This is a genomic window from Rhodanobacter sp. FW104-R8 (assembly GCF_001617365.1).
Taxonomy (GTDB): Bacteria; Pseudomonadota; Gammaproteobacteria; order Xanthomonadales; family Rhodanobacteraceae; genus Rhodanobacter.
On record NZ_LVJR01000087.1, the window covers coordinates 1 to 13,847 of the forward strand.

Annotated in this window: 14 protein-coding genes, 2 tRNA genes, 1 other RNA gene and 1 pseudogene; 14 read left to right on the top strand and 4 right to left on the bottom strand. The window is 64.4% G+C overall.

Annotated elements, in window-relative coordinates:
- Positions 1–52 precede the first annotated feature (52 nt).
- The 3 genes and pseudogenes from RHOFW104R8_RS17020 to RHOFW104R8_RS11940 form a co-directional block, all read left to right on the top strand.
- A complete protein-coding gene (locus RHOFW104R8_RS17020; protein WP_081700014.1) occupies positions 53–1,339 on the top strand; it encodes a DUF3987 domain-containing protein in 1,287 nt (428 codons plus the stop codon).
- A gap of 1 nt (position 1,340) precedes the next feature.
- Positions 1,341–1,640 carry a hypothetical protein gene (locus RHOFW104R8_RS17410; protein WP_153021644.1) on the top strand — a complete coding sequence of 100 codons (300 nt, stop codon included), beginning with the start codon at positions 1,341–1,343 and terminating at the stop codon, positions 1,638–1,640.
- A gap of 154 nt (positions 1,641–1,794) precedes the next feature.
- A pseudogene (locus RHOFW104R8_RS11940) lies at positions 1,795–2,340 on the top strand (ferritin-like domain-containing protein); the annotation flags it as partial.
- A gap of 174 nt (positions 2,341–2,514) precedes the next feature.
- Here RHOFW104R8_RS11940 and RHOFW104R8_RS11945 read toward each other — a convergent pair.
- Positions 2,515–2,591: transfer RNA gene (locus tag RHOFW104R8_RS11945), tRNA-Pro, on the bottom strand.
- A 166-nt stretch (positions 2,592–2,757) separates the two neighbouring features.
- On the opposite strand from RHOFW104R8_RS11945, the gene hisS reads away from it, so the two are divergent.
- Genes hisS through RHOFW104R8_RS11960 form a run of 3 tightly spaced genes read left to right on the top strand, consistent with a single transcriptional unit; the run spans position 2,758 to position 6,528 of the window.
- On the top strand, positions 2,758–4,137 hold the full coding sequence (gene hisS, locus RHOFW104R8_RS11950) for a histidine--tRNA ligase (protein WP_068091129.1): 1,380 nt from the start codon (positions 2,758–2,760) through the stop codon (positions 4,135–4,137).
- 47 nt (positions 4,138–4,184) lie between these two features.
- On the top strand, positions 4,185–6,101 hold the full coding sequence (gene hutH, locus RHOFW104R8_RS11955) for a histidine ammonia-lyase (protein ID WP_201028773.1): 1,917 nt from the start codon (positions 4,185–4,187) through the stop codon (positions 6,099–6,101).
- A gap of 28 nt (positions 6,102–6,129) precedes the next feature.
- Positions 6,130–6,528 carry a DUF6165 family protein gene (locus RHOFW104R8_RS11960; RefSeq protein WP_068091125.1) on the top strand — a complete coding sequence of 133 codons (399 nt, stop codon included), beginning with the start codon at positions 6,130–6,132 and terminating at the stop codon, positions 6,526–6,528.
- A gap of 82 nt (positions 6,529–6,610) precedes the next feature.
- Here the strand turns inward: RHOFW104R8_RS11960 and RHOFW104R8_RS11965 are convergent, their stop codons facing one another.
- Positions 6,611–7,654 (bottom strand): glycosyltransferase family 9 protein, encoded by a 1,044-nt coding sequence (locus tag RHOFW104R8_RS11965; RefSeq protein WP_068091143.1) that lies wholly within the window; start codon positions 7,652–7,654, stop codon positions 6,611–6,613.
- A gap of 50 nt (positions 7,655–7,704) precedes the next feature.
- Between RHOFW104R8_RS11965 and RHOFW104R8_RS11970 the strand changes: the two genes are divergently transcribed.
- The 8 genes from RHOFW104R8_RS11970 to RHOFW104R8_RS12005 all read left to right on the top strand — a co-directional run bounded on the left by RHOFW104R8_RS11970 (position 7,705) and on the right by RHOFW104R8_RS12005 (position 12,914).
- Positions 7,705–8,436, top strand: coding sequence for a 3-deoxy-D-manno-octulosonic acid kinase (locus tag RHOFW104R8_RS11970; protein ID WP_068091123.1), 732 nt, complete (start codon positions 7,705–7,707; stop codon positions 8,434–8,436).
- On the top strand, positions 8,433–9,191 hold the full coding sequence (locus RHOFW104R8_RS11975) for an MBL fold metallo-hydrolase (RefSeq protein WP_068091122.1): 759 nt from the start codon (positions 8,433–8,435) through the stop codon (positions 9,189–9,191). The genes RHOFW104R8_RS11970 and RHOFW104R8_RS11975 overlap by 4 nt, the downstream gene beginning before the upstream one ends.
- A gap of 92 nt (positions 9,192–9,283) precedes the next feature.
- A tRNA-Ser gene (locus RHOFW104R8_RS11980) sits at positions 9,284–9,373 on the top strand.
- A gap of 82 nt (positions 9,374–9,455) precedes the next feature.
- Positions 9,456–9,552, top strand: an RNA gene (ffs, locus tag RHOFW104R8_RS11985) — signal recognition particle sRNA small type.
- Positions 9,553–9,633: 81 nt separating this feature from the next.
- Positions 9,634–11,313 (top strand): DNA polymerase III subunit gamma/tau, encoded by a 1,680-nt coding sequence (gene dnaX, locus RHOFW104R8_RS11990; protein ID WP_068091120.1) that lies wholly within the window; start codon positions 9,634–9,636, stop codon positions 11,311–11,313.
- Positions 11,313–11,636, top strand: a complete 324-nt coding sequence (locus tag RHOFW104R8_RS11995; RefSeq protein ID WP_068091118.1) for a YbaB/EbfC family nucleoid-associated protein — start codon at positions 11,313–11,315, stop codon at positions 11,634–11,636. The genes dnaX and RHOFW104R8_RS11995 overlap by 1 nt, the downstream gene beginning before the upstream one ends.
- A 107-nt stretch (positions 11,637–11,743) precedes the next feature.
- The gene (gene recR, locus RHOFW104R8_RS12000; RefSeq protein ID WP_068091116.1) at positions 11,744–12,346 is read left to right on the top strand and encodes a recombination mediator RecR; all 603 of its coding nucleotides are present in this window, start codon (positions 11,744–11,746) and stop codon (positions 12,344–12,346) included.
- A 223-nt stretch (positions 12,347–12,569) separates the two neighbouring features.
- Positions 12,570–12,914 carry a histidine triad nucleotide-binding protein gene (locus tag RHOFW104R8_RS12005; protein WP_068091114.1) on the top strand — a complete coding sequence of 115 codons (345 nt, stop codon included), beginning with the start codon at positions 12,570–12,572 and terminating at the stop codon, positions 12,912–12,914.
- 55 nt (positions 12,915–12,969) lie between these two features.
- On the opposite strand, the gene RHOFW104R8_RS12010 is transcribed toward RHOFW104R8_RS12005, so the two are convergent.
- Positions 12,970–13,554, bottom strand: a complete 585-nt coding sequence (locus tag RHOFW104R8_RS12010) for a Slp family lipoprotein (protein ID WP_068091111.1) — start codon at positions 13,552–13,554, stop codon at positions 12,970–12,972.
- A 48-nt stretch (positions 13,555–13,602) separates the two neighbouring features.
- Positions 13,603–13,847, bottom strand: a 245-nt coding sequence (locus RHOFW104R8_RS12015) for a DUF4129 domain-containing protein (protein WP_153023051.1), incomplete at its 5' end; no start/stop codon positions are given.

The window sequence follows — 13,847 nt, forward strand, 5'->3', positions numbered from 1 at the left end:
GTCTAAAAATACAGTACCATAAGGATACAAGAACAATTATAAGGTGAAAATCATGGGGAAGTTTAGAGCATCGGTTTCAGATCTAAAACCAAAAAAGAAAGTCAAAAAACCAGCAGGCTTTACTAAATATCTAATCGACAATAAGACACACATTGACGAAATGAAAGGTTGGCTAACTTACGAAAAGCCAATAAAAGAATCAGAAAGGATTTGGGCAGTTGTTCCTCCAGCATCAGGATTAGAAAAAGTCCTTCAAGCTTTTCAGGCAGCAACCGATTCACCCCTTGAGCTTTGTTTAATGTCATATTTCCACTTTGTCAGCGGATACTTACTAAAAGGTGGTGTAACTTATGGCAGTGAAGAATTGGGAGATGGGTTCATTCCATTTTTATGGAATATTGTTGTGGCCGATAGCGGTGCTGCCAAATCATTTAGTGTTACTAAATTAGCCAAATATTCAAATGTAAAGTGTAATTTTCTTGAAGTCGCAAGCGGTGCCAAGTTCTTTGAACATCTAAAAGATTTATTGGATAAGGACGGTTATGCGCTTTGGTTTCTTGATGAGTGCGCCCAATTTTTGAAAGGTTGTCAGCAAATGGGACACCCTTTATTTGAAATAAAAAGTTACCTCCTCAAGATGTATTCGCAAGATCCAATAACACGAAGCACAAAAAAGGGCGGAGACTTAGTTATTGAAAAACCAGTGATGAGCATTCTTGGTATGAATACCGTCGAGAGCTTCATTAAGTCAATAGATGAAGAAAGCCTTACCGATGGCTTTTGTCAAAGGTTCGGGTTGATTAGGGCTAAGCCCGATCCAGAAAGGGAAATTAAGGATTACCCTTTATACAACTACAAGGAAATGGATGGATACCTAATTGACGCATTTAAGAAGATTGATGAGTTAGAACTTAATGGTAAAAACTTTTGGTTCACCAAGGATGCTGAACTTTTGTTTAAGATGGGTTTTCAACAACATTTCTCAAAAAAAATACCGGGATCATTCTACCGCAGAAATCTTTTCAAGGCTTTTTCATATGCAGTGATTTACCATGTTATTCTAGGTAAAGAGAACCTTGAAATTGACGCTGAGGATATGGCATGGGCTTTGAGGATGGTTGAAATACATTTGAACGACATTTTCTTAATCATCGGTACAGACGTTGTTGATGACTTAAAGAAGAAAGTTGAACATACAAAATCATTGGAAAAGAGATTGAGTGAGAAAGGTAAGAATATTAGGCCCTCAGACGTTGTCCACAGTGTTCGAGGAATTGAAAATAAAGACCAAGCGATTGTTGTGATGAAGCTGGCTGGAATTATTGAGAATGGTGAATAATATGAATATTTTAGATGCAGATGATAGAATAAAGCCCCTTAGTGAAATGAATGAAGAGGAAAAGGCACATCTCATGAAGGTAGTGTTTATGTGCTTTAAGCAAGGGAAAATACCAGTTTCCACATATCTAATGTGGAAATATTCAAGCCAAATGACATGTGAAAAAGATGCCGACTTGATGGAGATTAAATTACTTACAGACTACTCGGTAGGCATTGACCCACTTGAACATCCCGAACTTTTCCCCGGAACTGAAGGGTGGACAGAGAAAGACTTTGATAACCTTCGCTCAAAGACTTGAACCAACCCAGCGACACCAAGAAGAAAGCGCCGAGAGGCGCTTTTCTTGTATCTTGAGAGCGGTTTATCAGTAGGAAAAGAAGGATCTACGGCCACAGCGTGGAGCGGTTCGCCGTGCCTTCGGCACCAAGCAAAGCCACACCGCGTAAATGGGAAGTGCCATCAACCTGGCTTGGGACGCGGTCTACCGCTACCGCGGCAAACCCGCGGCGTACTACCGCGACTGGGCCGGCTGCGCCCGCGACGAGGCGCGCCACTTCGCGCTGCTGTCCGAGCGGCTGGCGGAACTGGGCCATGCCTACGGCGACTTCGACGCGCACAACGGCCTGTGGGAGATGGCCGAGAAGACCGCCGGCAGCGACACGGCGCGGATGGCGCTGGTGCCGCGCGTGCTGGAGGCGCGCGGGCTGGACGTGACCCCGGGCATGATCGAGCGCCTGCGCCAGCTCGGCGACGAACGCACGGTGGCGATCCTGGACGTGATCCTGCGCGAGGAAGTGGCCCACGTCGCCGCCGGCACCCGCTGGTACCGGCATTGCTGTGAACGCGACGGCATCGACCCGATCGAGACGTTCTTCACCCTGTTGCGCGACTACATGGGCGTCGGCCTGCGCGGGCCGTTCAACCGGCCGGCACGGCTGGAGGCCGGTTTCGTCGAGGAGGAGCTCGACCGGCTGGCCGCGTTGGCCCTGGCCGGCTGACGAACCCGTTCCGGGCGCACGAAATAGCTTTTGAGTTGCGGTGATGCAAGGCGGTGGGGCAAGAGCGGCGGGCCGTGCCCGCCCTACAGGACCGCCATGCCATGTTCGACAAGTTCGCCGTCATGTGGGCAGACACAAAAAAAGCCGGCGCAGAGCCGGCTTTCTTGTCGAATTTGGTCGGGGTGACAGGATTCGAACCTGCGACTTCTACGTCCCGAACGTAGCGCTCTACCAGGCTGAGCTACACCCCGTGGGAAGCCGCGTATCTTAATGGCCGTTCGGGGACTTGGCAACAGGTTGTATGCAGCCGCCCGGGGATTTTTCTGCGGAAGGTCCATGGTGTTCTGTTAATCTTGACGGCTGCCGTCACGCGCTTCGTTGCCGGGCGGAATGTTCCCATCGTCAGTAGAGGATTCCATGGCGCTTACCCCGGCCCGCACCATGCCTGGCGTGCTCGAGCTGCTGCCGCTCGACCAGATCGCGTTCCAGCGCATGCTCGACGTGATCCGCCGCAATTACGAGCGATTCGGTTTCCTCCCGGTCGAGACGCCGGTGATCGAATACTCCGACGTGCTGCTGACCAAGACCGGCGGCGAGACCGAGCGGCAGGTGTATTTCGTGCAGTCCACCGGCGCACTGGGCAAGGCCGAGGAGGGCACGCCCGAGCTGGCGCTGCGCTTCGACCTCACCGTGCCGCTGGCGCGCTACGTGGCCGAGCACGAACGCGACCTCAGCTTCCCGTTCCGCCGCTACCAGATGCAGAAGGTGTATCGCGGCGAGCGTGCCCAGCGCGGGCGTTTCCGCGAGTTCTACCAGTGCGACATCGACGTGATCGGCAAGGACGCGCTGTCGGTGCGCTACGACGCCGAGATCCCGGCGGTGATCTACAGCGTGTTCCGCGAACTCGACATCGGCCCGTTCACCATCCAGCTCAACAACCGCAAGCTGATGCGCGGCTACTTCGAGGGCCTGGGCATCGTCGACGCCGAGCAGCAGATGCTGGTGCTGCGCGAGGTGGACAAGCTGGACAAGCGCGGCACCGACTACGTGCGGGACACACTGACCGGCGAGACGTTCGGCCTTTCCGCCGAGGTGGCGCAGAAGATCCTCGCCTTCGTGCAGGTGCGTTCGACCTCGCTGCAGGACGCGCTCGACAAGCTCGACGCGCTGGGCGCCGGCCCGGAAACGATGGAGCAGGGCCGCAGCGAACTGAAGGAAGTGCTGGGCCTGATCCACGACTTCGGCGTGCCGCAGACGCACTACGCGCTGAACCTGTCGATCGCCCGCGGCCTCGACTACTACACCGGCACGGTCTACGAGACCACCTTGAACGACCATTCGCAGATCGGCTCGATCTGCTCCGGCGGGCGCTACGAGAACCTGGCCGGGCAGTACACCAAGTCGCACCTGCCTGGCGTCGGCATCTCGATCGGCCTGACCCGGCTGTACTGGCAGCTGCGCGACGCCGGCCTGATCGATACGGCGAAGAGCACCGTCGACGTGCTGGTGACCCAGATGGATGAGGCGCAGTTGCCCGCCTATCTCGCCCTGGCCGGCGAGCTGCGCGGCGCCGGCATCGCTACCGAGGTCGTGCTGGAAGGCGGCAAGCTGGGCAGGCAGTTCAAGTACGCAGACCGTGCCGGCATCCGCTTCGTGGTGGTGCTGGGCGAGGACGAGCTTGCCCGCGGCGTGGTGACGGTGAAGGACCTGCGCCGAGAGGACCAGTTCGAGGTGGCGCGCGGCGAACTGATCAAGACGCTGCGGGTGGAACTGGAGCAGGCCGCGGCGATGGGCTGACGGCCATCCCGCCGGTGCCCGGCGATCCGCAACAGACCACGCAATCCATGCATGAGGCAGCAGTGAGCACAACCGATACCATCGTCCTCGACGGCAACAGCCTCACCCGCGCCCAGTTGGTGGCGGTGGCGCGTAACGGCAGCAAGGTTTCACTGGCCCCGGCCGGACTCAAGCGCGTGCAGCGCGCCGCCGATTTTCTCGCCGAGAAAGTCAGCTGCGGCGAACCGACCTACGGCGTCACCACCGGCTTCGGCAGCAACGCCGACAAGCTGCTGGGTGCGCATCGCCTGCGCGACGAGTTGCCCGGCGGCAACGCTCATGCGCCGGAAGGCACGCTGCTGGAGGAGCTGCAGCACAACCTGATCATCACCCACGCCGTATGCGTGGGCAAACCGTTCGGCGAGGATGTGGTGCGGGCGATGCTGCTGATCCGCATCAACACGCTGATGCGCGGTCATTCCGGCATCCGGGTGAGCACGCTGCAGGCGCTGGCCGCGATGCTCAACGCGGGCGTGGTGCCGGTGGTGCCGGAGAAGGGTTCGGTCGGCGCCAGCGGCGACCTGGCACCGCTGTCGCACCTGGCGATCGTGTTGCTCGGCGGCGGCGAGGCGTTCTACCGGGGCGAGCGGATCAGCGGCGCCGAGGCGCTGAAGCGCGCCGGGCTGGCACCGATCCGGCTGTCGTTCAAGGAAGGCCTCGCGCTCAACAACGGCACGGCGCAGATGCTGGCCACCGCCGCGCTGGCGCTGGATGCGCTGGAGCATTTGCTGGATACCGCCGACCTCGCCGCGGCGATGACGCTGGACGCCTTCGCCGGCCGCAGCGGCGCCCTGCGCGCGGATGTCCACGCGCTGCGCCCGCACCCCGGCCAGGTGGAGACCGCCGCGCACGTGCGCGAACTGCTGGGCGATTCCACCCTGCTCGACATTCCGTACCACCTGGTGCCGCGCTTCAAGCCGTGGAGCGCCGAGGCGTGGAGCGAGCCGGACGACCAGGCGCTCAGCTTCGACATCGGCTGGGACTGGGTGCCGGCCAACCAGCGCCATGGCCGCGAGGCGTTCTACCGCCGCTTCCTGCCGTTCAAGGGCGGCAAGAAGCACCAGCCGCAGGATGCCTACAGCCTGCGCTGCATGCCGCAGGTGCACGGTGCGGTGCGCGATGCGTGGGCGCAGGCGTGCCGGGTGATCGACATCGAGCTGAACGCGGTCACCGACAACCCGCTGATCTTCCCGGACAACGACGATGCGCCGTTCATCGAGGAGCAGGTGATCTCGGCCGGCCACTTCCATGGCATGCCGCTGGCGCTGGCGATGAGCTACGTGAAGGCGGCAATCCCGGTGCTCGCCTCGATTTCCGAGCGCCGGCTCAACAAGCTGGTCGACCCGGCCACCAACGACGGCCTGCCGGCCTTCCTCACGGGCAACGAGGACGGCACCGACTCGGGCTTCATGATCGTGCAGTACACCGCCGCGGCCCTGGTCAACGACCTCGCCACGCGGGCTCATCCGGCCAGCGTGTATTCGGTGCCGACCAGCGCGAACGCCGAGGACCACGTCTCGATGGGCGCGAACGAGGCGCGCCACGTGCTGGAGATGATGGAGGATCTCGGCCACGTGCTGGCGCTGGAGCTGTACACCGCCGCGCAGGCGCTGGACTACCGCCAGGAGATGCTGAACGCGGCGCGCCGGCTGGCCAGCCGCGGCGGCTGGCAGGCGCTGGCGGCGAAGATCGCCAACGCCCCGCGCGAAGGCCAGCCGCACTACGAACAGTTCGTCGCCGAAGTGCAGCAGCTCGCCGCGGCGCTGGCCGGCGCCGGCGATTTTCACGCCGGCGCCCGTGTGCGCGACGCGCATGCGGTCCTGCGCCGGCACATCGGCTTCATGCATCGCGACCGCGCGATGGACGGCGACGTGCGCACGGTTTGTGCGCTGGTGCAGCAGGGTGCGCTTCGCCCGGCGGCATGACTCATCCTTTTTGACGGAAGCCAAGACCATGAGCCTGATCCAGACCCCGGTGTCCTACGGCGAGCTGATCGACAAGATCACCATCCTCGAAATCAAGTCGTGCCGCATCACCGACGCGGCCAAGCTGGCCAACGTGCGCAACGAGCTGAACCTGCTCAACGCGACCTGGGCCGGCGACGCGGCCTCGCGCACCGACATCTCCGGCGAGCGTGCGCGATTGCTGGCGGTGAACGAGCTGCTGTGGGACATCGAGGATCGCATCCGCCTGAAGGAGAGGGCGCAGGCGTTCGATGCCGAGTTCATCGAGCTGGCGCGCGCGGTGTATTTCCGCAACGACGAGCGGGCGGCGTTCAAGCGCGAGATCAACCTGAAGCTCGGTTCGCAGCTGGTGGAAGAGAAGTCGTACCAGGATTACCGCGCGGTCTGACGCAGGCGGGTAGGAGCGCACCCTGTGCGCGAATGGTCTTGGCACCGATCGCCATCAGAGCATTCGCGCACAGGGTGCGCTCCTACAGCAACCGCAGGTCGCGTGCCGCGGCTTCGTAGCGTTCGATCACGTCGTCGACGCCAATCAGGTCCATCACGCCGGGCTTCTCGATCTTCGTGCCCCAGGCCAGCTCGCTGGCCGGCTTGCCGAGAAACCGGCGCGCGGCCTCGTCGTACCTGTCCACGCACCAGCGGCGGTCGGAGTACGGGCCGGAGCGGTCCGGGTTGCTCGCCGCATGCAGCCCGAGCACGCGGGTGCCGACTGCGTTGGCCACGTGCATCGGGCCGGAGTCGGGTGTCAGCAGCAGCTGTGCGCGACCGAGCAGGGCCAGCAGCTTCTTCAGCGTGTCCTTGCCGGTGAGGTCGAGTGGCGGCGACTGGCATGCCGCCAGCACGGCATCGGCCATCTCGCGTTCGAAGGCGGACGGGCCGCCGACCAGCGCCACGCGCCAGCCGCGGGCGGCGGCATGGTCGATCACCGCGGCATAGCGCTCGGGCCGCCAGTTGCGCAGCGCGTGGCTGGAGGTGGGGCTGACCAGCAGGGTCGGCGTGTCGCCGGGCAACTGTTCGGCGGCCCAGGCATGCGCCTCGCCGGGAACCGGAATGTCCCAGCGCACCCGGGTCTGCTTCAGCCCCAGCGGTTCGCAGAAGCTGCCGATCGCATCCAGCACGTGCGCGCCGGTGCGCGCCGGGATGCGTTCGTTGATCACCAGGCCGTGCAGGTCCTTCGCGCGGGCGCGGTCGTAGCCGATGCGCCGCTCGGCCCGGATGCCCAGGCTGAGCAGGTTCGAGCGGAGCGCCACCTGCATCTGCAGCAGCGCATCGAAGCGCCGGCCGCGCAACGCCGCATGCACCGCGCGCATGCCGGCCCAGCCGGCGGCCTTGTCGAAGGTGACGAATTCCACGCCGGGCAGGTCGCCGACCAGTTTGCGTTCCAGCTTGCCGACGATCCAGGTCAGCGCGGTTTGCGGCCATGCCTGCTGCAGGGTGCGCACCAGCGGCACCACGTGGGTGACGTCGCCGATGGCGGAGGTGCGCAGCAGGCAGATCGAGGCGGCGGCAGTGATCAGGTTCGGGGTCATGAGGCCTGGGTTAGAATCGTGGGCAGTCACCGGGCATGATGATGCAGGAACGAACCCACAAGGATGCCGCAGGCGCGATTCTGTTCGACGCCGAGGTATCGCCACAAGTCGGGCACGACTGGTTCGCACCGGATTACTGGCGCGAACGTGGTGCGCTGCGCACGCAGGCCGGTGGCCGCGGTGGCGTGGCGATCGTTGTCACGCCGGCGGGCGAATGCGTGCTGCGGCATTATCGTCGCGGCGGCCTGGTCGCCTCACTGATGGGCGACCGGTATCTGTGGACCGGCGCCGATCGCACGCGTCCGTTCGTGGAATTCCGCCTGCTTGCCGAGATCGCCCGGCTGGAGCTGCCCGGGCCGGCAGTGGTGGCCGCATGGTATTGCCGGCATGGCATGTTCTACAGCGCCGATCTGATCACCCGCCGCATCGCCGACGCGCAGACGCTGGCCGAACGCCTGGCGGCAGGGCGGCTGGATGGCGAGCTGGCGGAGGAGGTCGGGGCGCTGGTAGCGCGTTTCCATCGCGCCGGCGTCTGGCATGCCGACCTGAACGCGCACAACGTGCTGGTGGCACCGGATGAGCTGTACCTGATCGACTTCGATCGCGGCCGCCTGCGCATCCCGGCCGTGGCCTGGCAACAGGCGAACCTGCAGCGCCTGCGCCGGTCGCTGCTCAAGCTCGGCGCGGCCGCCGACGGCGAAGCGGCGTTCGAGAAGAGCATCTGGCAACCGCTGTTGTACCGCTATGGGCGTACGCTGAACCCATGAACTGGCATCTGCATTTTCTTGGCGTGGGCGCCGCGCACGCGGTGGCGCTGGGTTCGTCGGCCGTGGTGCTGGAACGTGCCGGCGTGCCGCTGCTGCTGATCGACTGCGGCCCCGATACGCTCGACCGCTACCTGGCGGCGTACGACGCGCTGCCGCCGGCCGTGTTCATCACGCATACCCACATGGACCACGTGGCCGGGCTGGAGCAGCTGTTCTTCAAACTGTGGTTCGACGAGCATCTGCGAGGCACGACTCGGGTCTTCATCCATGCCGGGCTGTTGCCCTGGCTGCAGGCGCGGGTCGCCGATTACCCCGGCGCCCTCGCCGAGGGTGGTGTCAACTTCTGGGAAGCGTTCCGCTTGATCCCGTGCACGCGCGGCTTCTGGCTGGACGGGCTGTGGTTCGACGTGTTCGCCACCCGCCATCACGTGCCGGGCACCTCGTACGGCCTCGCCCTGGACGGCAGCTTTGCCTACACCGGCGACACCCGGCCGATTCCCGAAATGCTGGCCCGCCATGCCGGCGGCAGCGAGCTGATCGCGCACGACTGCAGCCTGGTCGGCAACCCGTCGCATACCGGCATCGACGATATCGAACGCGAGTATCCCGATGCCTTGCGTACCCGGCTGCTGTTGTACCACTACGGCAGCGAGGCGGACGGCACGGCGCTGGCCTCGCTCGGTTACCGCATCGCCAGTCCGGGCGAGCGTGTCGCCTTGCACGCCCCGGCGGAGCCCCGGGCCGACGCTGGCTGAATCGGCGCCTGTTCGCTTGCCTGTACGGGGGGCTGCCGCTATCCTTACCGACTCTCTGATGGCTGGATTGCCGGCAAAGAGGGCTTCATTGCGGAGAGGTGTCCGAGTGGTTGAAGGAGCACGCCTGGAAAGTGTGTATACGGTAAAACGTATCGCGGGTTCGAATCCCGCTCTCTCCGCCAGAATTTGAATCACGCGACGGACCTGCAGGCCGGCGCGGCAGAAAATCAGCAAGCGTGCATTGCTTGACGTCCATGGTGGCCCCGTCGGTCCCCCCGCGACGATAGTTCGCAAACTCCGCCAGGTCCGGAAGGAAGCAACGGTAGCGAATGATTCGGGTGCCGGGGTGTGGCTGGCGGGGCCGCCGCCATTCCGGAGCGTGCTTTACTGACTTGCCTGCCGCGACTTGGCACAATCGACCTTCGCCCCAAGGTAGTCAGTCATGTCCTATCAGGTACTCGCCCGCAAGTGGCGCCCGCGCAAGTTCGCCGAGCTGGTCGGGCAGGAGCACGTGGTGCGCGCGCTCACCAATGCGCTCGATACCGGGCGCATGCACCATGCCTACCTGTTCACCGGCACCCGCGGCGTCGGCAAGACCACCATCGCGCGCATCTTCGCCAAGTCGCTGAACTGCGAGCGCGGGCAGTCGGCCGATCCCTGCGGCGAGTGCCCGGTGTGCACGGCGGTGGACGAGGGGCGCTTCGTCGACCTGCTGGAGATCGACGCGGCCAGCAACACCGGCGTGGACGACGTGCGCGAGGTGATCGAGAACGCGCAGTACGCGCCGTCGCGCGGCCGCTTCAAGGTGTACCTGGTCGACGAGGTGCACATGCTGTCGAAGAACGCGTTCAACGCGTTGCTGAAGACGCTGGAGGAGCCGCCGCCGCACGTGAAGTTCCTGCTCGCCACCACCGACCCGCAGAAGCTGCCGGTGACGGTGCTGTCGCGCTGCCTGAAGTTCAATCTGAAGCGGCTGTTGCCGGAACAGATTTCCGGCCAGATGCGGCACATCCTCGCTGCGGAAAACATTGCCTACGAAGACAGCGCGATCGGAGAACTCGCGCGTGCTGCCGACGGTTCATTGCGTGACGGCCTGTCGCTGCTGGACCAGGCGATCGCCTATGGCGGCGGCGCGCTGCATGCCGATGACGTGCGCAACATGCTGGGCAGCGTGGCGCGCGGGCAGGTGATCGGCGTGCTCGACGCCCTGGCTGCCGGCGACGGCGAGCGGCTGCTTGCCGAGTGCATGCAGATCGCCTCGTACTCGCCCGATTTCGGCGGTGTGCTGGACGACATCGCCAGCGTGCTGCACCGCCTGCAGCTGATCCAGCTGATTCCCGGCTACCGGCCGGAAGAGGATGGCGCCGACGACAGCGCACTGGCGGCGCTGGCCCAGCGGATCGCCCCGGAAGACGTGCAGCTGTACTACCAGATCGCCACCGCGGGCCGCCGCGATCTGGCGCTGGCGCCGGATGCGCGTACCGGCTTCGAGATGGCGTTGCTGCGCATGCTGGCGTTCCGTCCCGGCGACGGTGCGCCAGCCGTCCATGCCGAACGGCCGGCTGCGGCCAGCCCGGCACCGGCAGCACGCCCCGCAGCCGCGACACCGGCCCGGCCGGCCGCTGCGGCAGAGCGCCGGCACGAATCACCGCCGCCACGCGCGCCTGCGACGCCGGCACCGGCCGTGGCAGCCGCGCCGCCGACACGCGACGCCAACGGACTGCCCGACTGGGAGGCGCTGATCGAGCGCGCCGGCCTGCGTGGGCCGTTCGGCCTGCTGGCGCAGAATGCGGTGTTGCGCGAGCGCGACGGGCAGACCCTGGTGCTGGCGCTGCAGCCAGCGCACATGAGCCTGGCGGTGGAGCCGATGGTGAGCCAGATGGAAGAGCGCATCGGCCAGGCGCTGGGCGAACGCATCCGCCTGCGCTTCGTCAACAGCAACCTGGCCGCCGCCGCGCAGACCCCGGCGGCGCGCGCGGCGCAGGCTCGTGATGCGGCCCAGGCCGCGGCCGAGCAGGCGATCGAGGGCGATCCGCTGGTGCAGTCGCTTAAGCGCGAATTCGGCGCACGCGTGGTGCCGCAATCCGTCAAACCCTTTGACAACGAATCCGGAGCCGTGTGATGAGAGGACAGATCGGCCAGCTGATGCAGCAGGCCCAGCGCATGCAGGAAGACATGAAGCGTGCGCAGGAGGAAATCGCAAAACTCGAAGTCACCGGCAGCGCTGGCGGTGGCCTGGTCAGCGTGGTGATGACCGGTGGGCACGAGGTACGCAAGGTGCAGATCGACCGGCAGACCTTCGCCGACGATCCCGAGATGGCCGAGGACCTGGTGGCCGCCGCCATCAACGACGCGGTGAACAAGGTAGCCCAGGCCAGCAAGGACAAGCTCGGCGGCGTCACCGCCGGGATGAACCTGCCGGCCGGCTTCAAGTTGCCGTTCTGAAAGCAGGAGTGAGTGAAGAGAAGTGAGAAGCGAGAGAGAGCTTCAGCTTGCTGCTCCTGGCTTTTCTCTCACTCCTCACTCCTCTTCACTCACTTCTCGGATCATCCATGTCATCCGGCTCCCCCCTCCTCGCCGACCTGATCGAAGCACTGCGCTGCCTGCCCGGCGTGGGTGGCAAGAGCGCGCAGCGGATGGCCTTCCATCTGCTGGAGCGTGAGCGCGAACGCGGGCTGAAGCTGGCGGCGGTGATGGAGCAGGCGATGCGGCGCATCGGCCATTGCGAGCGCTGCCGCAACTTCAGCGAGGAGCCGCTGTGTTCGCTGTGCGCCAGTTCCAGCCGCGACCGCCAGGTGCTGTGCGTGGTGGAGTCGCCGACCGACCTGGCGGCGATCGAGCAGGCCACCGGCTACCGCGGCCAGTACTTCGTGCTGATGGGACGGCTGTCGCCGCTGGACGGGCTGGGCCCGGAGGAACTCGGGCTGGCGCAGCTGGCCCAGCGCCTGGGCGAGGGCGAGATCGAGGAACTGATCATCGCCACCAACCCCACCGTGGAAGGCGAAGCCACCGCGCATTACCTGGCGCAGCTGGCCCGCGCCGGCGGCGTGCGGCCGACCCGGCTGGCGCATGGCGTACCGCTGGGCGGCGAGCTGGAGTACGTCGACCGCAGCACGCTGGCGCACGCGTTCGGCGGGCGGCAACTGCTCGACTGAGAGGCTGTGACACAACAGCCTCTCAGTCCGGCCAGGCCAAGGGCAGGATGCCCGAGTTGAGGCAACGCAGGAGCAGTTGCCCGATGGCCGGAACGCGAAGCAGACACGCAAGTGTCTGCTTCGCGGGAGCGAATACGGACATGTGCCGGACTCGCGACTGAATAAATCCACAGGATGTGGATTTATTCATAGGCTCTGAGCCATTACCTTCAGGAAACCGACCATGACCGACACGATTTTCAGCAAGATTGTCCGCCGCGAGATTCCGGCCGACATCGTCTACGAGGACGACGAGGTGCTGGCGTTCCGCGACCTGAATCCGCAGGCGCCGGTGCACGTGTTGTTCATCCCGAAGAAGCCGCTGGCCACGCTCAACGATGCGACGGCGGGCGACGCCGCCTTGCTCGGCAGATTGCTGCTGGCCACGGCGGCATACGCGAAGCAGGAGGGCTTTGCCGAGCAGGGTTACCGCACGGTGGTCAACTGCAACGAGGACGGCGGGCAGACCGTATACCACCTGCACGTGCACCTGCTGGCCGGCCGGCGCATGCACTGGCCGCCGGGCTGAGTGCGGCGCCCCGTACACAAGAACGCCGGCGTGGAGCCGGCGTTCTTGTGTACGCTTATTTCTTCGGCGGCGGCGGGGGCGGCGGCTGCACCACGATCACCCGGTGCGGGTAGTAGCCGTAGTACGGATAGCCGCCCCAGTACGGGCCGAAGCTCGGTCCCCAGAACGGGTCGTAGAAGCCCGGCGGGTAGTCGACGATGATCGGGCGCTTCGGCCACAGATAGACCACGTCGGCTTCCACCCGCGGGTAGGCGTAGTCGAACTCGCCCACTTTCTGCGACACCGTGCCGTGCAGCGTGCCGATGACGGTCAGCTCGCGGCCGCGGACGAACACCTCCGGATCGTAGAAGCCGTCACGGCAGGCGACGAAGCGGCCCTGGTTCTCGCCGGTGTTGCCGGCCTTCGGGCGCGCCTGGCTGTCCAGCGGGCGTGACAGCAGGTAGAAGCAGGTCTGCTGCGGACCCGGCTCGGTCTTGATGATCTCGCCGCCCCAGCGCACGCGGGTGCCGCCCGCGCCGCCTTGCTGGGCGCTGGCGGTGGAGACGTCGGCATAAGTGCCTTCCAGCGGTTTCGGCACCGTCGCGCATCCGGCCAGCAGGGCGATGGCGGCGGCGAGGGTCAGTGGGCGGTACAGGGACATGGGGATCTCTCCATACATGGGCGACGGCCTGCGCCGTCGTGTCGGCTCTTATTTGACCACGTTGACGATGCGGAAATCCCGCACGGCGCGCCGGAACGCGCGCAGTGGTTCAGTGGGCGGTTCGTCATGGGCATAGCGCAGTTCCAGGTAACTCCTCATCAGCCTTGTCAGTTCGTCGCGCTGGCCGGGCAATGCCCGGGCGGCGCGGCTCAGGTAATGCTGCGGGCCCTCGGCGGGGCGGCGCGCCATGCCCTTGCGGGCCAGCTTCCGCTCCAGCTCGTGCAGCGCGCCGC